Annotated in this window: 19 protein-coding genes and 2 pseudogenes; 13 read left to right on the top strand and 8 right to left on the bottom strand. The window is 36.6% G+C overall.

The genetic code is table 11. From position 1 onward, the window contains the following. The first annotated feature begins 38 nt into the window (after positions 1 to 38). Entirely contained in the window at positions 39 to 464 is a 426-nt protein-coding gene (locus tag AUL54_RS08085; protein ID WP_060963510.1) for a MaoC family dehydratase, read from the top strand. Positions 465 to 704: 240 nt separating this feature from the next. Here the strand turns inward: AUL54_RS08085 and AUL54_RS08080 are convergent, their stop codons facing one another. Continuing rightward, positions 705 to 1,148 (bottom strand): Rrf2 family transcriptional regulator, encoded by a 444-nt coding sequence (locus AUL54_RS08080; protein WP_060963509.1) that lies wholly within the window; start codon positions 1,146 to 1,148, stop codon positions 705 to 707. 192 nt (positions 1,149 to 1,340) lie between these two features. Between AUL54_RS08080 and AUL54_RS08075 the strand changes: the two genes are divergently transcribed. After that, positions 1,341 to 1,979, top strand: a complete 639-nt coding sequence (locus AUL54_RS08075; protein WP_060963508.1) for an NAD(P)-dependent oxidoreductase — start codon at positions 1,341 to 1,343, stop codon at positions 1,977 to 1,979. 190 nt (positions 1,980 to 2,169) lie between these two features. Here AUL54_RS08075 and AUL54_RS21680 read toward each other — a convergent pair. Further along, positions 2,170 to 2,298, bottom strand: a pseudogene (locus AUL54_RS21680) (fatty acid desaturase); the annotation flags it as partial. A 71-nt stretch (positions 2,299 to 2,369) separates the two neighbouring features. Here AUL54_RS21680 and AUL54_RS21940 point away from each other — a divergent pair. Further along, positions 2,370 to 2,549 (top strand): molecular chaperone TorD family protein, encoded by a 180-nt coding sequence (locus AUL54_RS21940; RefSeq protein ID WP_082761623.1) that lies wholly within the window; start codon positions 2,370 to 2,372, stop codon positions 2,547 to 2,549. Between the two features lie 353 nt (positions 2,550 to 2,902). Further along, positions 2,903 to 3,106: a cold shock protein CspC gene (cspC, locus tag AUL54_RS08070; protein ID WP_003156143.1), complete on the top strand. Its 204-nt coding sequence runs from the start codon at positions 2,903 to 2,905 to the stop codon at positions 3,104 to 3,106. Between the two features lie 635 nt (positions 3,107 to 3,741). On the opposite strand, the gene AUL54_RS08065 is transcribed toward cspC, so the two are convergent. Both AUL54_RS08065 and AUL54_RS08060 read right to left on the bottom strand, forming a co-directional pair. Beyond that, a complete protein-coding gene (locus AUL54_RS08065) occupies positions 3,742 to 4,203 on the bottom strand; it encodes a CarD family transcriptional regulator (RefSeq protein WP_060963507.1) in 462 nt (153 codons plus the stop codon). Positions 4,204 to 4,656: 453 nt separating this feature from the next. Then, positions 4,657 to 5,535, bottom strand: coding sequence for a LysR family transcriptional regulator (locus tag AUL54_RS08060; protein ID WP_060963506.1), 879 nt, complete (start codon positions 5,533 to 5,535; stop codon positions 4,657 to 4,659). Between the two features lie 250 nt (positions 5,536 to 5,785). On the opposite strand from AUL54_RS08060, the gene AUL54_RS08055 reads away from it, so the two are divergent. From AUL54_RS08055 to AUL54_RS08025, 6 genes and pseudogenes are all read left to right on the top strand, one after another. After that, positions 5,786 to 8,122, top strand: a complete 2,337-nt coding sequence (locus AUL54_RS08055) for a molybdopterin-containing oxidoreductase family protein (RefSeq protein ID WP_060963505.1) — start codon at positions 5,786 to 5,788, stop codon at positions 8,120 to 8,122. A gap of 291 nt (positions 8,123 to 8,413) precedes the next feature. Continuing rightward, positions 8,414 to 9,601 (top strand): MFS transporter, encoded by a 1,188-nt coding sequence (locus tag AUL54_RS08050; protein ID WP_060963504.1) that lies wholly within the window; start codon positions 8,414 to 8,416, stop codon positions 9,599 to 9,601. Between the two features lie 164 nt (positions 9,602 to 9,765). Continuing rightward, on the top strand, positions 9,766 to 11,214 hold the full coding sequence (locus tag AUL54_RS08045; protein WP_060963503.1) for a DHA2 family efflux MFS transporter permease subunit: 1,449 nt from the start codon (positions 9,766 to 9,768) through the stop codon (positions 11,212 to 11,214). A gap of 797 nt (positions 11,215 to 12,011) precedes the next feature. After that, positions 12,012 to 12,782, top strand: coding sequence for a TSUP family transporter (locus tag AUL54_RS08035; RefSeq protein ID WP_060963501.1), 771 nt, complete (start codon positions 12,012 to 12,014; stop codon positions 12,780 to 12,782). A 454-nt stretch (positions 12,783 to 13,236) separates the two neighbouring features. Continuing rightward, positions 13,237 to 13,606 (top strand): annotated as a pseudogene (locus AUL54_RS21670) (BCCT family transporter); the annotation flags it as partial. A gap of 35 nt (positions 13,607 to 13,641) precedes the next feature. Then, complete coding sequence (locus AUL54_RS08025) at positions 13,642 to 15,045, top strand: MFS transporter (protein WP_060963499.1); 1,404 nt, start codon at positions 13,642 to 13,644, stop codon at positions 15,043 to 15,045. 527 nt (positions 15,046 to 15,572) lie between these two features. Here the strand turns inward: AUL54_RS08025 and AUL54_RS20630 are convergent. Next, the gene (locus tag AUL54_RS20630) at positions 15,573 to 15,881 is read right to left on the bottom strand and encodes an aminotransferase class I/II-fold pyridoxal phosphate-dependent enzyme (RefSeq protein ID WP_235588416.1); all 309 of its coding nucleotides are present in this window, start codon (positions 15,879 to 15,881) and stop codon (positions 15,573 to 15,575) included. A gap of 170 nt (positions 15,882 to 16,051) precedes the next feature. On the opposite strand from AUL54_RS20630, the gene AUL54_RS08015 reads away from it, so the two are divergent. Then, positions 16,052 to 16,363, top strand: coding sequence for an aminotransferase-like domain-containing protein (locus AUL54_RS08015; protein ID WP_201025260.1), 312 nt, complete (start codon positions 16,052 to 16,054; stop codon positions 16,361 to 16,363). Between the two features lie 374 nt (positions 16,364 to 16,737). Here the strand turns inward: AUL54_RS08015 and AUL54_RS08010 are convergent, their stop codons facing one another. After that, a complete protein-coding gene (locus AUL54_RS08010; protein WP_060963496.1) occupies positions 16,738 to 17,307 on the bottom strand; it encodes a DUF2812 domain-containing protein in 570 nt (189 codons plus the stop codon). Continuing rightward, positions 17,294 to 17,611: a PadR family transcriptional regulator gene (locus AUL54_RS08005; protein ID WP_015416893.1), complete on the bottom strand. Its 318-nt coding sequence runs from the start codon at positions 17,609 to 17,611 to the stop codon at positions 17,294 to 17,296. The genes AUL54_RS08010 and AUL54_RS08005 overlap by 14 nt, the downstream gene beginning before the upstream one ends. Before the next feature lie 300 nt (positions 17,612 to 17,911). On the opposite strand from AUL54_RS08005, the gene AUL54_RS08000 reads away from it, so the two are divergent. Together AUL54_RS08000 and AUL54_RS07995 are read left to right on the top strand one after the other, a co-directional pair. Further along, a complete protein-coding gene (locus AUL54_RS08000; RefSeq protein ID WP_060963495.1) occupies positions 17,912 to 18,817 on the top strand; it encodes a bifunctional helix-turn-helix transcriptional regulator/GNAT family N-acetyltransferase in 906 nt (301 codons plus the stop codon). Between the two features lie 21 nt (positions 18,818 to 18,838). Further along, positions 18,839 to 20,101, top strand: a complete 1,263-nt coding sequence (locus tag AUL54_RS07995; RefSeq protein WP_060963494.1) for an MFS transporter — start codon at positions 18,839 to 18,841, stop codon at positions 20,099 to 20,101. 64 nt (positions 20,102 to 20,165) lie between these two features. Here the strand turns inward: AUL54_RS07995 and cotR are convergent, their stop codons facing one another. Further along, positions 20,166 to 21,128 (bottom strand): sporulation hydrolase CotR, encoded by a 963-nt coding sequence (gene cotR, locus AUL54_RS07990; protein WP_016937134.1) that lies wholly within the window; start codon positions 21,126 to 21,128, stop codon positions 20,166 to 20,168. Between the last annotated feature and the right edge of the window lie 132 nt (positions 21,129 to 21,260).

The raw sequence follows: 21,260 nt of genomic DNA, 5'->3' as shown, positions 1-21,260 counted from the left end.
GATTTAATAATAAAGTTTAGATTCTAGGAGATTTATTTATGAAGTTGGATGAATTCACCATCGGGCAGGTTTTTCAAACTAAATCTTTTGAATTAACAAAAGAGAATATAATGAATTTTGCAGAAGTGTATGACCCACAATACATGCATTTAAATGAAGAAAAAGCAAAAATGGGCAGATTTAATGGAATTATTGCTTCTGGAATACAAACGTTATCTATTACTTTTAAGCTTTGGATTGAAGAAGGGTGTCATGAAGACGATATTATTGCTGGGACAGGAATGAATAATATAAAATTCCTAGTACCCGTTTACCCTAATGATAAACTGAACACTATTGTTAAGGTTATTGATAAAAAACCAAATAAAAGCCAGACGGGGATACTTACTGTATTGTTATCTACCTATAATCAGAAAGAGGAAAAAGTGTTTGAAGGTGAGTTATCAGTATTAATTAAACGCTAAATGACCTTTGTGGTGGCATATCATCGTCACCTTTCATTTTTTATAGGTGTCTGGATGAATTGAGCAATCATCTTAATTAATTGAGTGGACTCTGAGTCTGCTCTTTTTTTGTTCATGAAAAGCCATTTTTTTAATCAAAAAATCAATATCAATACGGGGCTGGATTCAATATGATCCAGTCCCTTTTTGTTTTATTGATTTTCTTATCCCCAGTCTGATAAAAGATTTTCCAGGAGTTATTTAACAATTATTGGTCAATTTCTCCTTTTCAATAATATCCTTTACCACATCCTCAATTGTTATATGTCCAAGAGCTTTTTCCAAGGCAGATTGGGCGATTTCAAATATTGGACCAATTGTACTTTGAATGTTCCGGCCTACAGGACATTGAGGATTGGGATTTTCATGTATACTAAACAATTCTTTATCTTGAACAACGTTAACTGCTCTATAAACATCAAGTAAGGTGATTTCAGTTAAATCCTTCGCTAATTCGGCTCCTGCAATACCTGGCCGTACATTTACTAAACCTGCTTTTTTCAGCATTCCCATAATTTTTCTTATTAAGGCGGGATTTGTATTTACACTTCCAGCTAAAAATTCAGAAGTGCTAATTCCGTCTGCATTTATTTCAATAAGAGCCAATATATGAATTCCTACAGCAAAACGGCTGCTAATAGACATGATTTCTTCACCATCCTCATTACTTTACACTCTTTATAGTACACTTGTAACCGAATGTATTACAAGTTTATTTTACTCTAATATGCTTCAAGATGATAAAAGTATTGACAAATAAATAAGTTGTAACTAAAATTATTACATGTAATCAATATGATTACATTTTAAATTTCGAATTATTAGGAGGACTGGAAATTGAAAATTGGAATCATTGGTGCAACCGGAAAAGCTGGAAGTCTTATCTTGAAAGAAGCGGTAAGCAGGGGACATGAAGTAACTGCAATTGTAAGAGATGCTGCAAAACTTAAAGAGGAAAAGATCGCAATCATTGAAAAAAATATAATTGATCTTACATCGGATGATCTAAAAAAGTTAGATGTAGCAGTTAATGCCTTCGGTGCTCCATTAGGAGAAGAACAGGCACATGTAGATGCTGGCCGGGCATTAATTAGGGCATTAAAAGGAATGGATACAAGAGCCGTAATTGTAGGCGGAGCAGGGAGTCTTTATGTAGACGAAAATAAAACTGTCAGTGTAATGGATACACCTGATTTCCCGGAGATTTTTATTCCAACAGCTAAAGGGCAAGGTCGTAACTTGCAAGAGCTAAAGGAAACTTCTGATATTAACTGGACATTTATCAGTCCTTCAGCGGTATTTGACCCAGACGGGAAAAGAACTGGATTTTATCAGTCAGGAAAAGATCATCTTCTTGTGAATTCGAAAGGCGAAAGTTATATCAGCTATGCAGACTATGCAATTGCAGTATTGGATGAAATCGAAAATCCAAAACATATAAATGAACGCTTTACAGTTGTTGGAGAAGCTGAATAAGTTATTGAGCAGAAACAAAGACTCTCAGCCGCATCTCAATGATACCAAGGGTTTTGACACCCTTGGTATTTTTTGTTGTAAGTGCATTTGGCATTAAAAAAGTGCTGATCTCTGCACAAAATCTTTGCGCGAGTCTGCACTTTTATTCTGCAAGATACATTGCCCATTATCATCGATTATGGGAGTGTTTTTAATCCGTTCCTAGCCGAGCTGATATATGGCTTTTAGAAGTTTTTTTAAAGTGGTTAAAACCAACAAATTTTTTGCCTTCTCCATCCCATAGGCGGAACTTTAACGACTTAATACTTGTTGCCAGTGTTGTTGCCTTTGAAGTCCCAGCAGTCATACTCCATGTATAATAAGTATCTTTCCTCATCCTATGTAAAATGATTGAAGGTCAGAAAACTGATCTCCATCCCGATTAAATCTTTAGCTGGGATACAAAAAGCGTATGAAGATTATACCCAGCTCTTTATCGGGCCAAACTCTCTCCATGCTCCCCTATGGGGATCGGTTTATTTAGACCGTAAACATTCATTGTTTAAAGAACAAACATTACAGTATACCTGAGTGATCGTTTGGAAACATCTTCAGAAACCAAAGCTATACCAGTGAACAGCCCTGCTTTTAAAAGAATATCTTGCTTGAACAAGAAACAGCTGAGCTTTTTTGAAGACATGGTGATCCATTTTCACGGTGTTTTCAAACCATCGTTGTTAATAGGCATCTTATTTTGCACTGGTATCGACACGTTTAACAAAATGAAACATGATATTAATTTGCAGTTATTTCCGTTTCGTGTTATGATAAAGGAGAATTATTTTTGTTCGTGTAAAGGATAGTATGAATATCGACTTTTCGTCTTGATGATACTTTGGGCAAGGATAGTAATACAATGTGTAACACACTAGGAGGCAACAAAAATGGAACAAGGTACAGTTAAATGGTTTAATGCAGAAAAAGGTTTTGGATTTATCGAACGTGAAAATGGAGACGATGTATTCGTACACTTTTCTGCAATCCAAAGTGACGGATTCAAATCTTTAGACGAAGGTCAAAAAGTAACGTTTGACGTTGAGCAAGGTGCTCGTGGAGCCCAAGCTGCTAACGTTCAAAAAACTGCTTAATCTTCAATCGTTTATACAAACAGGCTCTTTTATAGGGCCTGTTTTTTTATGTTCTCTGTATCATACTGAATAAAAAACCCTACTCAACGTTCGAGTAGGGACAGATGCTACAAGGTAAAAAAAAGGTTTAAAACCTCAAAGGATTGTTTACAGTATAACATACCGGATTGACGATATGTGGAATATATATAAATGATTTGTTTTTATGTTCTCAATATAACTGTATGTTATTCTTTGTTACAATTCGCATATCTCTTTTATGAAAAGAAGATAAACAATTGCTATTCACTGTGGAAGCAGTTGTAAGAAATTCTTAAAGATAAAGAGGAGAGGGGTTGTTTTTTCTTCTGGAAATAATCACTTAGACCTAAAACAATGAAAACCCTTCCTCTCTTCCATCCTTACGGCTCCTTGTCCGTGCCAGTGTGAATCAGGATTACAAAAATCAAGTGACTATTCCATCGAGTTTTTGATAAAAATTCAAATGTTCGTTGAAGAAATTTAAAAATAAAACAGATTAGATTGCAGGAGTAATAAAAGAGGTTAATGTTCTAAAAGTAAGTTGAAGAAGTTAAACGTTTAATCGTAATTTTCTGAAAACTTAAGGGTGTTTTGGAATGCAAAACACATTAGCCTTAACAGAAACTTTTTATTTGATTTTCAGTGATTCCTTTAATGACTTCCAGTTCACTAATCAAAAATTCATATGCATTATCCAACATTTTTTTTTCGCTGGCATTAAGTGCTTTTTCTTTCTTCATACGCATTAAATCACGTACAACTTCAGCACCTTCTTGTATTTTACCCGTTTTTATTTTGTCTGTGTTTACTTTATATCTTTGTTTCCACGGCAGTAACTTATCTGATTCTCCATGCTGAAAAATGTGCATAATGTGTTTTAATGCAAGTATATCAGTAACTGGTCGTATATTTAAACTCAATATTTTACGCGTTGGAATCATAACTGTCATATGACTGATTGACATTTTTATGACATAATAATGTTCTTTTTCCTCTAAGAATTCTTTTTCTTCTATGGCTTCAATTATACCTGCTCCGTGCATTGGATAAACGATGTTATCGCCAATTTGAAACATATCATCCACCTCCATATATGGTAACTCAACTTAAGGTTACCATATATGGAGTGAGATATCAAATTTATAATAATAACATGATATTTTTTTGGTGTCAATAACTTTTTTGAAAAAAACAACACCAAAACAAAAGGGAACCATTGGGTTTCCAAAAAAAAAAGGGAAGGTCGATTGGTCCGTGTATATCTTAGAATCTCGACTAATTATCAGAGTTCAGTTTTTCATTGAAAATGAGTTATTAAATATCCATTAGGAGTTCATGACTTGACATTAATGACATGTTTGCAATCTACATGGGCACAATAGAGAGTGTAATGAAAACAAGCTTTCATAACCAGTGATATGGATTTACTATGTTGAGGGCCTAGTGGGTGAATAACCCGCGGAGGTTCATGTCCTCTCGGCCGCATCTCAATGATACCAAGGGTTGTAGACCCCAGGTATTTTTTTATGCTAATCACTTTTATTAGCGAAAAGAGTACGAGCTGTTTGGATAAAGACATCTGTTGCTTTAGAGATATCTTTCATATCTGGAACAGCTATACCGATTTCTCTAAACGTGTTTGGCTTTAATTCACGAAAAACGACATTTTCCGGTAGTGATAGAATATTTTTTTTCGTTGTGATTGTAATTCCTAATCCTTCTTGTACCATACATAATGCTGTGTCTATATAATCAATGACAAACCGTACATTAGGTTTCAATTTAAAATCTTTGAATAAAGAGTGAATTTGTACCTCATAACCGCCTCTTCCAAGTAATATATCCTCATCTTGTAAGTCGGGAATACCTATTGTTTCTTTCTGATATAAAGGATGACTCGAGTGCATAATGACAATCAATTGATCTTTCATTAAGGGCACGATATCGAAATCTTCTACAGGAGGAATAATCATTCCTACATCAACACATTTAGAACGTAACCATTCTTTGACTTGATCTACACTTCCTTCCGAAATCTTAACTTCAAGACCAGGATACTTATCTTCCATTGTCCGTATAATTTTTGGGATAAACCTTTTGCACGCAGTTGGGTAAGCTCCAATATGAACCTTGCCTATTTCTAATCCTTGTTCAGCTGCAATTAATTCATCTACTTTCTGTAATTCACCCAGGATATTTCTAAATTTAATTAAGACACGCTCTCCTACATCCGTAAAAAACAATCCGTTCTTCTTATTTCTCTTAATTAACTTCGTCCCTAATTCCGATTCAATCGTTGCTACGGCACGACTTACCGCAGGTTGTGTCATGTGTAGTTCTTCACCAGCTTTTGTAAAACTTCCTGTTTCCGATATCTTAACAATCAGTTGAATTTGTGATCTATTCATATCGTTCTTGTTATCTCCCATATGATTAATATGCATTTTATTTATGATGAAATCTAATGTACCATAAAAGAGAATGAAACTTCAAGATAATAACAATAACCGTAGACAAGCGGAAGACATTCAACAAGAGCTGGATAAGAATCACAAGGAATTCTAGAATATGTGATCCTTATTTGAGATGTTCGACCGAAAAGGTTCCTAGTTTTTTGTTATCACTAATCAACTCAACCTTAAAAAGGAGAGAAGTATGATGAATACTAGTGAAAAAAGAAGATCGGGGTTTTGTTCGCAATGCGTTTCAAAATGCGGGGTTATTTCCATTACGGAAAATGATCGGTTAAAAAAGGTGATTCCCGATAAAAGTCATCCGAATGGGGGAATCTGTCCAAAAGGAGCGTCAGCCCCTCAGATAATCAATCATCCTGATCGTATTCTTTTCCCTTTAAAAAGAACGAATCCAAAAGGGGAAGAACCGAAATGGAAAAGAATAAAATGGGAAGAAGCCATACAAACCATTACTGATAAGTTGAAACAGATCAGTTCTGAAACAGGGGCAGAATCGGTATCATACACTTTTCCAACTGTTGGTGCGAGCGGAAGTTTTAACTGGGGGCCATACCTGCATCGCTTGATGAATCTTTACGGCACTCCCAACTATATTTCCCATACAAATGTCTGCCAATGGGCGAGGGATGAGGGATCAAAATACACGTACGGTGTTGGATTGCCTCAACCCGACTTTGAACATGCTAATTTAATATTGATATGGGGACACAATCCAGCTGATACGAATCTTCAGACATGGAAAAGGCTCATGGGAGCGAAAAAAAGAGGGAGCAAACTAGTAGTAATTGACCCGCGCCGAACAACGACAGCTGCAGCGGCAGATTTATGGATTGCTCCGAATCATGGAACTGATAGTGCCTTAATATTAGGCTGTATTCGCTTTTTAATTGAGAATCATTCATTTGATCATAAATTTCTGCTTAATTGGACCAATGCCCCCTTCTTAGTGGATAAGCAAACGGGGAAATTCCTTCGGCCGGAAAATCATCATCCATATGAATTTTTAGCTCTTGATAAGAATGAGAAGCCATATAAAATTGATACCCGGGAAGATCCTCAAACATGGTCAGAAAATATTTTGCTTACAGGTGAATATACAAATGAAAGCGTTTCTTCAGAAACTGTTTTTTCTCAATTAATGAAAAGAGTCTCTTCTTTCACGATAGAAAAGGTGGAAAAAATAACGGGTGTTCCATATGAAAAATTAGTGGAACTTGGGGAATTATTAAGCGATGGAGATCCGATATCTTATTATTCATGGAATGGCTTAGAACAGCATGTAAATAGTTCATCAACCAATCGAGCATTATGTATCCTTTATAGCCTGACCGGTTATTTTGATAAGCAGGGGGGAAATATTATCCTCCCGTCTTTACCAGTTAATCCAATTAAAGATCAAAATTTGATTCCACGTTCACAACAACAGAAGCGTTTAGGAAGAGAGAAGAGGCCCCTAGGTGCTCCGAAAATTTCCGCTACCGGGTATGATTTTGCCGATGCTGTATTGAACGAAACGCCTTATCCTATGAGAGCGTTATTAAGTTTTGGGAGTAATATGGTCACACAAAACCCGGAAAGCGGAAACATGATGGAGGCCTTAAAAAAACTAGAATATCATGTCCATGTCGATATGTTTCATAACCCTATGACAAGGTTTGCAGATATTGTATTACCTGCGGCGCATGCCTGGGAGTCGCCAAGTCTGTTGGCTGGTTTTGATGGGAGTTTACAAACGGCTCAACATATTCAATATAACCCTGCAATGTCAAAGGCTTCTGGGGAAACTCGTCCTGACCTGCAAATTATAATGGATCTGGCATTGGAAATGGGCTATGAAGAAGAGTTTTGGAATGGGGATATTGAAGCGGCGTTTAATTACTATCTGGAACCGTTGAATTTAACATTAGATCAACTTCGTTCTCAGCCTGCAGGGATATCAATCCCCTTACAAGTAAACTATTGTAAATATAGTGAAAAAAAGAATGGAGGAGTCAGTGGCTTTTCCACCCCAACGCGGAAGTTGGAGATTTATTCCGAGTTTTTGTTACAGCATGGATATGATCCGTTGCCCCAATTTGAAAAACCATTAACTGTTCCGTATTATCAGGATAAATCATATAATTTTCCGTTAGTTCTTTCTTCAAATAAATTAAAATCTTTTTGTCATAGTCAGCATCGAAATATTGCTAAACTAAGGAAAATGCATCCTGATCCTTTTATTGAGATTCACCCACAAACAGCTCATATGTATAAATTAAATGATGGTGATTGGATTCAATTGGTATCTCCTCATGGCAGAATGAAGGCAGTCACTCGAATGACACAAAGTATACCCGTGGGTACGGTATATACTCAATCGGGATGGTGGGATAAGTGTGATGAACTAGAGTTATTAGGATTTGATCCATTTTCAGCTGAAGGTGCAAACGTGAATCAATTGATAGGTATAGAGCAGCTGGACCCCATGTCAGGTTCCGAACCCTTAAAATCATATCGTTGCCAGATTTATAAGATGTCATAGATTCATTCTTTGCAAATTAAGTATTAATGATAAGGGATAGAATACATGTAAAGACATAACAATGAAGCTGATGGCTCCTTAGCGTTGGAGAAATCAGCTTTTGTTTTTTCAATAAACGTATTACCTCAGACTTGTGACTTTTTTAAAATCAGCCGTCACTAAGTTGAATTTGCGGTTTTTCATACCATTTTTGTTATCTCCCACATAATTAATATGCATTTTATTCATGTGAAAACTTCATGTACCATTAGAGAGAATTAAACTTTAAGAAATTAATCGGAGGTAACAACTATGATCAATCGTAATAGATTATTTCTATTTGCGCTTATATTAGCTGCATTCAATCTTAGGCCGGGTATCACTTCAGTCAGCCCGGTATTACACGGAATAACGAAGGAACTAGGCATGAGTTCTGCGTCAGCAAGTTTACTCACTTCTATTCCTTTATTATGTTTTGGTTTTTGTTCGTTATTTGCTGGTCGTTTAGCCAATCGCTATCAATCAGAGAAAATTATCACATTCTTTATAGCCTGTATAGGTATTGCAACGTTTCTGCGTTTCTTTTCAAATTCCTCAATATACCTATTAATAACGGCTTTGTTTATAGGTGCAGGAATTGGGATTGTCAGCCCTCTGCTCTCTGGCTTCATTAAAAGTTACTTTCCGGAGAAGGCAGCATCTATGATAGGCATATATTCTACTTCAATGGTCGTTGGTGCATCTATTTCTATTGGGCTGACGACACCGCTTCAACGCTTGCTCAATGATTCATGGAAAAACGGATTAGCATTCTGGAGTATTTTTGCGCTATTCGCTCTTCCACTTTGGTTTATAGTGACAAAATACGCTCATCATCACACAAATAAAGCGTCACAAAAGAGGCGTGCGTCCTTACCTTTAAAAAATAAAGAGGCCTGGTTATTAACTTCTTTTGTAGGTTTGGTAACTCTTTTATTTTATTGTTTTGCAGCTTGGCTGCCGGCAATTGTAGAGGAAAAAGGAGGAACTTCAGCATTTGGAGGTCTTATCGGTACAATATCTATGCTTGCGCAGCTGCCGGCTACGCTTTTATTGCCTAGTCTCTTGAGGGTAATACCAAGCAGAAGATTTTGGATTACATTCTTTACCCTGAGTGTGATGATTGGTTTATCCCTTTTATGTTTTACGAACTTAACACCTGTTGTTTCAAGTATATGTTTAGGGATTGGCGGCGGTGGTCTTGTCTCGCTAACCTTATTATTACCAATAGATAAAACAGCTTCATCTATAGAAGCAAGTACTTGGTCAGCGATGACTCAAGCGATTGGATATATGATTGGTGCAGTGGGTCCGTTTATCATCGGTTTTCTTCATGATTATTTAGGAAGTTTTGTTCCTGCATTATATCTTCTTATCACCTTAGGTTTGATTATTATCTTACTAGGTTGGAAACTCACTAAACCAGCTAATGTTTTAGAAGAGGTGATATCTGTAAAATAAAAACCAGTGAAGCCGTGTATACGATAGGGAAATGAAACGGAAGAAACAAGGCAATGGGTTCTTCTTGGATCGAAGGCGTTTCTGCACTGTCCCTGACGAAAAAAGTATTGCTCCTTGAAGGTAATCAGCGAACAAGCTATTTTCGATATAAGAGGTGAAAAGTCATGACAACAAATGAAAAAATGAGTACACAAAGCAAAGTCATTCTCTTCATTTTAATTTTAGGGAATTTCCTATGCCTAATCAGTGAAACTGTAATGAATGTGGCATTGCCCAGCATCATTTCAACATTGCACGTTACAACAAGCACCGCACAATGGCTGTCAACCGGCTATATGCTTATCATCGGAATATCCGTACCGGTCTCAGCCTTTTTAATTCAACGGTTTACACTAAGGCAGCTGTTTATCACAGCGATGTGTTTATATGTGATCGGTTCATTGATTGGATTTATTACGCCATTTTTCTCTTTACTCTTTATTGGCCGTATGATTCAAGCATTGGGAACAGGTATTGTTTTACCATTAGTCATGAGTACAATGTTAACACTTGTACCGGTAAGTATACGCGGAACTGTGATGGGAATTTTCAACGTAGCGATTTTATTTGCTCCAGCGATCGGACCTGTCATTTCTGGTTTAATTATTCAATATTATTCATGGCGAATCGTTTTCTTGGGGCTTTTGATTGCAGCGGTGCTCATTTTGATAATAGCTGTCTTTAAGCTTCGAAATGTGTCTGAAACATCTAAACCGACGATTCACATTCCATCCGTGATTCTTTCGACAGTTGGGTTTGGCGGAGTTGTTTATGGATTTAGTACAGCTGGCGAAGCATCTGGATGGGGAAACCCAATCGTATGGATTACGCTTGTCGTTGGGGTGCTGGCTCTTGCATTCTTCGTCAGACAGCAAACGAAGCTTTCGTCACCTATGATCAGCATGAAACCATTTACGTCATCCGTTTTTTCAAGAGCGATGTTTCTGATGTTTCTCATTATGATGATTCAGTTCTCGATGATGCTTATTTTACCTCTTTACTTTCAAACAGCTGCCGGCTTGACACCAGTAGAAACTGGATTTCTTATGCTGCCTGGCGGAATCACGCTGGCACTTACAGCGATGATTGGCGGGAGATTGTTTGATAAGGTTGGTTTTAAACCGCTGATCATCATTGGTTTAATTTTTTTAATGATCGTTTTAAGTTTATTCACTCAGATTTCAAACGAAACGACTACGACAACAGCTGCCATTCTTTATGCAGCATTTACAATTGGAGTAGGGTTGAGTATAGGGCCTGTGATGACTCTTGGGATGAATCAAGTTCCTAAACAGCTGCATGCTCATGGATCAGCAATCTCTAATACCATTAACCAAGTATCTGGTGCAATCGGTCCGGCTCTTTATACAAGTATTATGGCTGCGGCTTCGCAGCATTATATTCAACATACAAACGAAGTCAACAAAACGGTGTTGAACATACAAAGTATGACCCAAGGTGTTCATACAGCTTATCGTGCAGCAATTGTCTTTGCGGTGGTCTCTTTCATTTTAGCCCTTACTTTAAAGAAAAAAGACCAGTATCTTGAAACAGATAATGATGATTTATCTTAAGATTAAAACAAAAAAGAAAGGTCGTTTTCTTCTAAAATATGAATCGGATAAGCTGGCATGTTCCAGCACATCGGAGATGCTAATAAGGAAAACGATCTTCATATCAATGAAATCAATCCATTGATCGGCGACATAACTAAATATTTTGTGGGCTTCCAAAAAAATTGGTGAAGGATAGGTAATAAATTGAACGTAATGGGAATAGAAGTTGGAAAGTAAGGGTGGTTTTTGTTAACCAATTGTTATTAACCCAACTTATCCAAACATATAGAAATGATGAATGTGGAGTTAGAAAGTGCAACAAACCTTCATTACAAGTGATATGGATTTACAATTTTGAGTGCCTTTTTGAAACACACCTGAATTTTGGGTGTGTTTTTGAACGAATCCATACGTGTCACCTAAAGGAAATGGATAAGATGTGGAATTTTATAAAAAATTTTTATATACTGGAATTAAATCATCAGGGGATTGAAATAAAAAAGATTTAATCATTTATAAAATGAAGCGAGTTCAAGAAATGGGGGGCAACTTATATGGTGATTGGCTCCTCTTTAAAAGCTCCTCATCATATGAAAAACTTGTTTTGAGGACGCTGTACTCCTTCTGCAGTCAAACGCCTCAAAAACTTACAGAAAGAATCCTAACTAGTTATATGAAAAAAACTCTAGAGGGAATTCCCAGTATATAATTAAAATACAGATAAAGGTTGAATTTTTCAGCTGATAAGTAAAATACTTTTAGTTAAATTCTGAATATTTACATACTTATTTACCATTATGGGGAGGATTTTGTAAGTGGAGGATATTAATTTTTATACACTATTAATAGTAGTATGTTTCGGATTTCTTGCTTCTTTTATTGATTCAGTAGTGGGAGGAGGAGGACTGATCTCTATACCAGCTTTGTTATTTTCAGGTCTCCCGCCTTCAGTTGCTATCGCTACTAATAAGTTAGCCAGTACAATGGGTACATTAACGAGTACGATTTCCTTTATAAGATCAGGAAAAGTTAATTTTCAGTTAGTATCTAAATTGTTTCCGATTGTTTTTATAGGGTCCTTATTGGGTGCTTTAGTTGTCAATTTTATTTCATCTGAATTATTAAAACCATTAATATTAATTCTTTTAGTAGGTGTAGCTATTTACACTATTTTGAAGAAAAACTGGGGTAATGAATCTACTTATAAAAAACTGACTTGGAAAAAAGCCATTCTTTTTTCTTTTGTAATATTGGCTATTGGTTTTTATGATGGATTTTTAGGTGCAGGAACGGGTTCATTTATTTTATTTGCCTTTTTGATAATAGGCTTCGATTTTTTACAATCTGCAGGAAATGCAAAATTTCTTAATTTCGGCAGTAACATTGCAGCTCTAATTATGTTTCTTTTTCTTCATAAAATTAATTTTTTATATGGTATACCAATGGGTATATCAATGATATTAGGAGCACTTGTGGGATCGAACTTCGCAATTAAAAAAGGTGTTACCTATGTGAGAATGTTATTTATTTTAGTTACTGTTATCTTAATAGGAAAAAATATCTTTGATTTTATAATGCATTATTGATGATGGCGGTATGAAAAAAGAAAAAAGTTAATGTATCGAGGTACACGAAATTCATCATACATATTAAAGTTTTGAATGAAAGAGCAGGATGACTCCTGCTCTTTTTCTTTCTAATGGGCTAGATTAAACGCAGACGGTTATTCCTTGGGAAAAACAAAAAAAAATTCTTCTATCCATTGATTAGCTTGGCTTTAGCCGGGTTTTTATCACCCTGTTGGGCTTGTCAGGTTTTAAAAAGGTATGCTACGTTTATAATGTTTTGTTTCACCTGATTGCGGGGTAATAAAGATAGGATCAGTAAATAATACTTAGGAATCACCTCAATCTATCTGCAACACATAATAAACATATTGGAAGACGTAATGGAAGAACTAAAATAAAGGTTTAGGATACTTTGAAGAAATAAAAGTTTTTTTTCGATTGTGATAATATTCACAATAGAGCTGTATGAAGGGGAATCATTTCTCTAAATAGTCTGCAGAAAATACCAACCACAGCCCAAGGATATATCACTAACCACTTTGGCTTGTATGATCTGTTGGTTGTTTCTCTTTTTGTTGCTTTTTGTATTATTTTTAGTCCAATCGGCAAAAATAAGTGAAGGAAACCAGCGAAATAACTGAATTTCATCCTTCTTTCTTGGTTTACAATGATATTTGGCGCTGAGATGGATATTGGTCCAGTCTTTTAAGGTCCAGTTGAACCAATCAGCCACTATGCCATTAGCTCTCCATCAGGTGAAACAGAAACCCCCAGACTTTTAGAGAAGCATTACGCTATACATTCTGGGATTGCACGCTTGGACCGTTTATCCGCTTGTATCATGTGGATTTGATCATTAAGGAGTTGATATTATTAAATGAAGTTCAACAAGAAAAAAATTAACGTTGTAGACATTCAAAAAGCGAAGAAAAGCGTGTTTGCTACAGGGATAGGAAACGCGATGGAATGGTTTGATTTTGCTTTATATTCTTATTTGGCAGTTATTATTAGTAAAAACTTTTTCAGTCCGGTTCAAAACGATGAATTAAAGTTAATATTTACTTTTGCTACATTTGCAATTGCCTTTTTACTTAGACCGGTAGGCGGAATTATTTTTGGTAAAATGGGTGATAAATTTGGCCGGAAAATGGTATTAACAATTACTATTTTAATGATGGCTTTATCTACTTTAATAATTGGTGTACTTCCTACCTATGATCAGATTGGTGTATGGGCCCCTATATTATTACTCTTAGCTCGTATTCTGCAAGGTTTTTCTGTGGGTGGAGAGTACGCTGGTGCAATGGTATATATCGCAGAATCTTCTCCAGATAATAAACGTATAAGGTTAGGCAGTGGTTTAGAAATCGGCACATTATCTGGCTATATAGTAGCTTCTGTTTTAGTTACAGTACTTTTCTGGACTTTATCTGATGTTCAAATGAATAGTTGGGGATGGAGAATTCCTTTCTTCTTAAGTATTCCAATCGGATTATTTGGTTTATATTTGAGAAGTCATTTAGATGAATCACCAATCTTTGAAAGTGACATCTCTGAAAACCAAGAACAACAACCAGGTTTATTAGAAGTAATTAAAACATATAAAAAAGATATCTTTTTATGTATCGTATTTGTGGCGTTTTTCAATATAACCAATTATCTATTGTTAGGTTATATGCCTTCTTATTTAGATGAGAACCTTGGTATGAGTGATAATATAAGTACACCGGTTACAGCAATTGTATTGATTATTATGGTACCGTTCGCTTTAACTTTTGGTAAACTGGGAGATAAAATAGGAAATAAAAAAGTTATAACAATTGGATTAGTATTAGGAATTGTATTTTCGATTATCTCTTTCCAATTTCTTAATATGGGGAGTATAACATTCTTATTTATAGGACTTTTATTGTTAGGTATTGTATTATCTGTATACGAAGGTACTATGCCAGGATCTTTACCTACGTTGTTCCATACTGACATTAGATATCGTACTTTATCCTGGACATTCAACTTATCGGTTTCTATTTTTGGCGGAACAACACCTTTAGTTGCTTCTTGGTTAACCCATGTGACAAGAAACAATTTGGCGCCGGGTTTCTATTTATTGGCAGTTAGTTTAATTGGCTTAATCGTTGTGTTAACCTTATTTAAAGATACTTCCGGTAAATCTTTAAAAGGTTCTTACCCAACAGTTGCTTCTAAAGCTGAGTTTCAAGAAGCTGTTGAAAATCCAAAAGATTCACTGTGGTGGAAAATGGAGCAAACAGAAAAGGAATGAAAAAAACATCCATTTAATTGACCGACTACTCGACATACAGACTCAGAATAATCCGGGATTATCCCAGCAGCAATGACTGCAGCTTCTCGATCGTCATTATTTTATTGGTTGTGTCCTAAAAATAAAACATTGACGCAAGAACGAAGAGAAATTAAAAGGTCCGAGCAATACAGCAAAATAAGAAGCAAGAAGCTTTGTTATGCCAGTTCTTCTCCCGAAGGAGAGCTGGCTTTTTATTTTCTATATGGGGAACTTGTACGCTAATCAATTAAAGGTTTTTTGGATATGAAGAGGGTGAAGTGGTGAAAAAATGGAGTTTGTTGTGGAGTCAGCTTTTCAATTAGGGACATCTCAACAACAAAATAATAACCAGCCCGATTAAAAAGCTGGTATTATACACTTTTACGACTCACAAATACATCATCACTTTATTGAGGGCCCAGCGGGTGAATAAGCGGTGGAGGTTCAAAAGATGTAATATGTGTCCGTTGTAAAGGCAACTGAACCGTGTCCAAGACGTTCCATTATCAATAGGTAACATATTCATAATAAGCCTCGTCACATACTACAAGAACATTTTGGTTAACTGAATTTAGTAAATGTATAAGTTCTTGCTCGCGTACATACTCCCCTGTCGGATTGTTAGGATTACAGATCCAAATAACCCGTGTATTGTCATCAACCGCATCAATCATTTTTTCTATATGATGCCGTCCATTTACATGTGGAACTTCATGAATATCGGCACCTTCCATAACTGCATACCTTTTATATTGAGGAAAAGAAAGGCTTGATAAAACAGCATTTGTCCCTGTCCCTAGAAAGGCTCTGCATATGATACGAATTAATTCATCTGTTCCATTACTAAATACTAGGTTCTCTCGTTGAGAAGTGTAAGAATCTAAAATGGTTTACAGATCTTCATACCTCTTCCCTGGAGCAGCTTACACTTGCAAACTTTATTGAGGATCGTTATCTAGAACACCATATTAGTAAAATGAAAAAAGTGTATAAGAAACGTCGTGAGGCTTTAAAACAAAGTCTGAATCGTGAATTTGGAGATGAGGTCAAGATATTTGGGGATTCGACAGGTCTCCATTTAATAGCCAGTTTTGAAAATGTCATTTTTTCTGAACAGGTGCTGAAAAAGTTAGATCAGCATAAAATTAAAATTTACCCGGTTGAACGCCATACAATCCAGAAAGGGGTTCATAAAAACAAAATTATTTTAGGTTACGGAAATTTAGCTGAGAAAGAAATAGAAGAAGGGATACGAAGATTGAAAGCTGCTTTGTCTGCAAAAGCATTAACATTATAGGCGCTGTACTTGAATGGATATTTTTCTGAAAATTTAAATTGTATCCAGTCTAACATGCAACATTCTATGATATATTTCCAAAAGCCTCGAATGAAAAAAATCCCCGCTAAACAGGGGAGGATCATTTCGGGATGAAACGAATAGAAGAGCTGGTTGCAAGAATGTTTTGCTTCATCTGTTTTAAAAACGTCACTATCTCTGTGAAGGTTTAAGCCGTCTCAGCCGCACCCCAATGATACCAAGGGTTTTAACGCCCTTGGTATTTTTTGTTTTAAATAAGCCGTCTGATCTGTCAGTGAATTCAGGGCGTTAAAGCGCCCGACTGTGGCAGGTACATGATCCTTCATTACTTTTTTGAATGTAACTTCCCCGCATTATTCTTCTTTTAACATTGAATACTTTCGATACGCTTTATAGAAACTGATGCCGAAGATAACAGCCATAAGGGCGGGAAGCGACCTCAAAAGGGCAAATGGAGTTTCAAATAAAAATGCTTTCCAAAACATTGAGCCTTCCATACTCCACAGACCTTCGGCTAAATATAAACCTGAATCCTTGTAAAACATATAAGAAATAAACAAACACAGGAAACCAAAACTTAATGAATAACTCATTAATCTTTTATAATAATTACTCTTTGATTGGCGATCCGAGAAGATTTCATTTTGACCATCATCTTCTTTTTGCCAATATCGAGTTCCAAGCCCCCACGGGCCATTTATATAACTCCAGCCGAAGTCTTCATAAATTCCTTTGTAATCTTTGAACTTTTTCATTGATAAATAATCTTGATAATCCACTCGCATTACATATCTCTTATCGGTTTTTTCGAAGGTGTATATTCCTAATCCGCTAATATTTGTACAACGATAGCCGTTTTGTAATTGCTCGTTCAGCCATTGCTCCTCTTTTTCAATATCAAAAAACATCTTAAATTTCTTCATTCGATTCACTTCCTTCGTACAGGGATAAAATATGCAATAACCTGTTTTGTTCCATTTTTAAAATGGCGCTTCCTTCCGCAGTGATCATATAGACTTTTCTCCGGCCCGACTCTCCGACAGGCTCAATCCAGCCATGCTTATTCAAGTTTTCAATCGCGCCGTATAATGTGCCGGCCGCTAAAATAACAGTACCGTTACTCATCTTTTCTATCTTCTGCATAGCGGCATAGCCATGAAGCGGCTCACGCAGAGCTAATAAAATGTAATGCATGGTTTCAGACAGCGGTAATAATTTATGTTTCATATCCTCACCCTCTATTCAGTTCGACTATATAGTTCAACTTTATAATAATGTAATACAGTTCAACTGAATAGTCAATGAGTTTTTCAAAATTTGTAAAAGGAACTTGAAGTAAAAAAGAATTTATGGCGGTGCGTAACGGTTCTCCGATGAAACAGTGCCGTTGATTTTTGTTTTTTAGAAATCAAAAGTGCTCATTACAAAAAAGGTAGAAGGAATGAAAAATATAGTTGACTTAAGCAACTGATTCGATTACGATGGAAAAAGTTGCTTAAGTCAATCTTTTGGAGGAGGTACATCAATTTGGAAACAAAACGTGTTTTGGCATTCAGACAATTTAATAGATTTTATACAGATATTCTGGGTTTTCTGAATGAACATATTTATGACAGTCCATTCTCTTTAACAGAAACCAGGATTTTATACGAAATTTATAATACGCCCGATTGTACAGCAAAAATCATTCAAGAAAGATTAGACCTGGACAGAGGATATGTAAGCAGAATTATCAGAAAATTCGAAGAGGAAGGATTCATATATAAGCAAAAATGCAAAGAAGACGGACGTAATCATTTCCTTTATGTCACCGAGTCAGGGAAAAGTCTTTATAAAAGTCTGGAGAAAAAAGCCAATCAGCAAGTTGAATATATCCTTGAATGCATAGACAAAGAGGAACAAGAAAAACTTGTAGATTCAATGGAAACCATTCAACACATTTTGCAGCATTCTTTTTATGATAAAGAATCTCCGATTTCAATAAGAGACTATTATACTTCAGAGGATGTCAAAAACATAATTGAAAAACAGCGATTATTTTATGCCAAATCCCATGGGTGGGATGACACATTCTTATCTTATCTTCGCGATACGTTTAAAGCTGATATTGAAAAAATATGGGTGGCGGAAAGCGGGAATACATTTGCGGGTTGTATCGGCTTAGTGAATGACGGTGAAAAAACAGGACAGTTAAGATGGTTTTTAGTCGATCCGTCTTTTCAAAGAAAAGGTGTCGGCAGCCGTCTGATGAAGGCACTTGTTCAATATTGTAAAGAAAATGGATACGAGCGCATATTTCTTTGGACGGTAAAAGACATGTCAACAGCCCGGCCATTGTATAAAAAAACCGGATTCGAAATGACAGAAGTTCATGAAGAGAAACCTTTATGGGGATCAAATTTAATAGAAGAGCGCTGGGATTTGGAATTATAAATAAAAGTGAGGGGGGATAGGATGCGAATAAAATATCACTACGCATGGATCATTGTTTTTGTCAGTTTTTTAACCTTATTAGTGGTTCAAGGGGCACGTCTTTCATTTGGAGCTTTTGTTGAACCGTGGGAAAAAGATTTTTCTATGAACAGAGGAACAATCTCACTTATTTCTACTCTGAGTTTTATCATATATGGCCTATCTCAGCCCATAATAGGGAGGCTGGTTGATAAACTAGGCCCCAAAATGATTTTGTCAGTCAGCACTTTCTTGGTCGGGCTTAGCTTTATTTTAACTTCTTTTGTGAATCATCCATGGCAATTATTTATCCTTTACGGAGTTGTTATCTCCATCGGTGTTGGAGGGGCATCTAATGTAGCCGCAACAGTTGTGGTTACAAATTGGTTTAATGAAAAACGCGGGCTTGCTTTTGGAATTATGGAGGCGGGGTTTGGCGCTGGTCAGATGCTTCTTGTTCCCGGCTCTCTCATTTTGATTCAATGGTTTGACTGGAAGTTAACTGTAGTGATTTTGGGTCTGCTTTTAATGGTTATTGTGTTTCCTGTCATCCTGTTATTTTTACGGAATCATCCCGGCGAGATGGGGTTATCTCCTATGGGCGGCTTTATGAAAGAAGAAGCTGGAAGTGGGCAGCATACGACCGGCTTTTCTGTTTGGGAAGTATTTTGCAAGAAACAATTCTGGTTTTTAATATTACCCTTTGCGATATGCGGTTTTACAACTACAGGCCTGATGGATACTCACTTTATTCCTTTTTCTCATGACCATGGGTTTTCAACAAGTGTAACCAGTGCTGCAGTTAGTGTGTTGGCGGGATTTAATATTTTGGGGATAATCATTTCAGGAATTGCGGCAGACCGCTGGAGCAGTAAAAAGATGCTTATTCTTTTATATGTCATCCGCGCATTATCAATTTGCATCCTGTTATACAGTCATCATCCGGTTATATTACTTATTTTTGCAATTCTGTTTGGGCTGGTTGATTTTGCAACTGTAGCTCCTGCCCAAATGTTAGCCACGCAATATTTTAAACAATATTCAGTTGGTTTTATTTTAGGCTGGTTATTCCTGAGCCATCAGATAGGATCGGCGCTGGGAGCTTATGTACCGGGTTTTCTTTATAGTGAAATGGGTAACTATGATCTTTCTTTTTATTTCTCAATTATTATTTTGTTTGGGGCGGCAATATTTACTTTCTTACTGCCTGAAACAGTGAAAATAAAAAAAGAGCAAAAGCCGGAGACCGATTCAGTTTCATATTAAGCAGTCCTCTCCGCCGCATCTAAAAATACCAAGGGTTTTTCCACCCTTGGTATTTTGTCCGTTCTTATTTGTTGTTCCAGTTTTTCTCTATGAATTCAATCGCAGGCTGTAAGTTGGTTTTGTTCGCAATTTCAATGACAGCGGGAACGACGGCAGGGTCCGTTTTGGAGAAGTTCGGAATCCGCGGATCTAATCGGAAAAAACGATCTCCCAGAAGATTCGCACTGACCATGGATTCATAGTAACCATTTCCGCCAGCAATTATCTGAAGAAATGGCAGTAAAGGTTCATTAGGCGACCTGTCCAAAAGGACTCCCCAATTTGGAGGAAGGTTCTTCAGGTTTTCGGGACGTATGTTATCTGCACTTACCATTCCCCATCCCCTCGTATCTCTTCTTAAACGGGTCGGGGCTTCACCTGTTCCGATGGACAATACCGCAATTTGATCCAATGGCACGTTGGCTTTACCAACTGCAAACGCGATACTGGCTGTACTGGGGTTCGTTGCTACTACATATCCGTCCACATAGTTTTGATAGGCGCGTTGCGTCGCAGGGGCACCGCTGCTCCGCAGTATGACATCACTCACTTTCTCATTTAAATAGGGAGAGCCGGGAAAGTTGTGAAATAATACAGGAGTCCAGCGATCCAGTTTTGGAGAGTATAATTTGAATGAAGGGACAACAATTCGCTTTCTTAAATCTTTGAGGCGAAGATCTGCCGGGAAAAAATTCCGTACCGCTTTAATAAAACCGGAATATGGTAATTGTTGATTGAAAACGGGTCCGCCCGGCCGGGAAACGCTGAATGCGGGCAGGATTTTTTCCTTAAAATAGCGGAATGTCTCATGCGGCGATCTTCCGCTGGCTAATGCAAGGGCAGTGAATGAACCGATTGAATTTCCTGAAAACACGTGGGTCCGGCTTATTAAAGTGGGATTTTGTTTAACCAGTCTGTTCAATAGCTGTAAACTTAAAGCACCTAACGTACCTCCCCCATCAAAGGTCATGATCCGATATTTTGCCAAAGCTGATGTCTCCTTTCTAATGAAAACTATCATTCAGTATATGTTCAGCCAGAGTCTATTGTATGGATGAATGGATATCTCTTTATCTTAAAAATTGTTTGATTTATCAATCCAGCGGGTTGGGAAAAAATA

The sequence above is a fragment of the Bacillus sp. SDLI1 genome, from assembly GCF_001553895.1.
Classification (GTDB): domain Bacteria; phylum Bacillota; class Bacilli; order Bacillales; family Bacillaceae; genus Bacillus; species Bacillus siamensis.
Note: the sequence above shows the minus strand (reverse complement) of the source record. Positions and strands in the feature narration are given on the sequence as shown.

Bases quoted from the DNA above. Each gene is read 5' to 3' on its own strand.
- AUL54_RS08080 (WP_060963509.1), bottom strand. From the start codon at position 1,148: ATGTCTATTAGCAGCCGTTTTGCTGTAGGAATTCATATATTGGCTCTT.
- AUL54_RS08045 (WP_060963503.1), top strand. From the start codon at position 9,766: ATGACAACAAATGAAAAAATGAGTACACAAAGCAAAGTCATTCTCTTC.
- AUL54_RS07995 (WP_060963494.1), top strand. From the start codon at position 18,839: ATGCGAATAAAATATCACTACGCATGGATCATTGTTTTTGTCAGTTTT.
- AUL54_RS08085 (WP_060963510.1), top strand. From the start codon at position 39: ATGAAGTTGGATGAATTCACCATCGGGCAGGTTTTTCAAACTAAATCT.
- cspC (WP_003156143.1), top strand. From the start codon at position 2,903: ATGGAACAAGGTACAGTTAAATGGTTTAATGCAGAAAAAGGTTTTGGA.
- AUL54_RS08010 (WP_060963496.1), bottom strand. From the start codon at position 17,307: ATGAAGAAATTTAAGATGTTTTTTGATATTGAAAAAGAGGAGCAATGG.
- AUL54_RS08060 (WP_060963506.1), bottom strand. From the start codon at position 5,535: ATGAATAGATCACAAATTCAACTGATTGTTAAGATATCGGAAACAGGA.
- AUL54_RS08025 (WP_060963499.1), top strand. From the start codon at position 13,642: ATGAAGTTCAACAAGAAAAAAATTAACGTTGTAGACATTCAAAAAGCG.
- AUL54_RS08055 (WP_060963505.1), top strand. From the start codon at position 5,786: ATGAATACTAGTGAAAAAAGAAGATCGGGGTTTTGTTCGCAATGCGTT.
- AUL54_RS08050 (WP_060963504.1), top strand. From the start codon at position 8,414: ATGATCAATCGTAATAGATTATTTCTATTTGCGCTTATATTAGCTGCA.
- AUL54_RS08065 (WP_060963507.1), bottom strand. From the start codon at position 4,203: ATGTTTCAAATTGGCGATAACATCGTTTATCCAATGCACGGAGCAGGT.
- AUL54_RS08005 (WP_015416893.1), bottom strand. From the start codon at position 17,611: ATGAAACATAAATTATTACCGCTGTCTGAAACCATGCATTACATTTTA.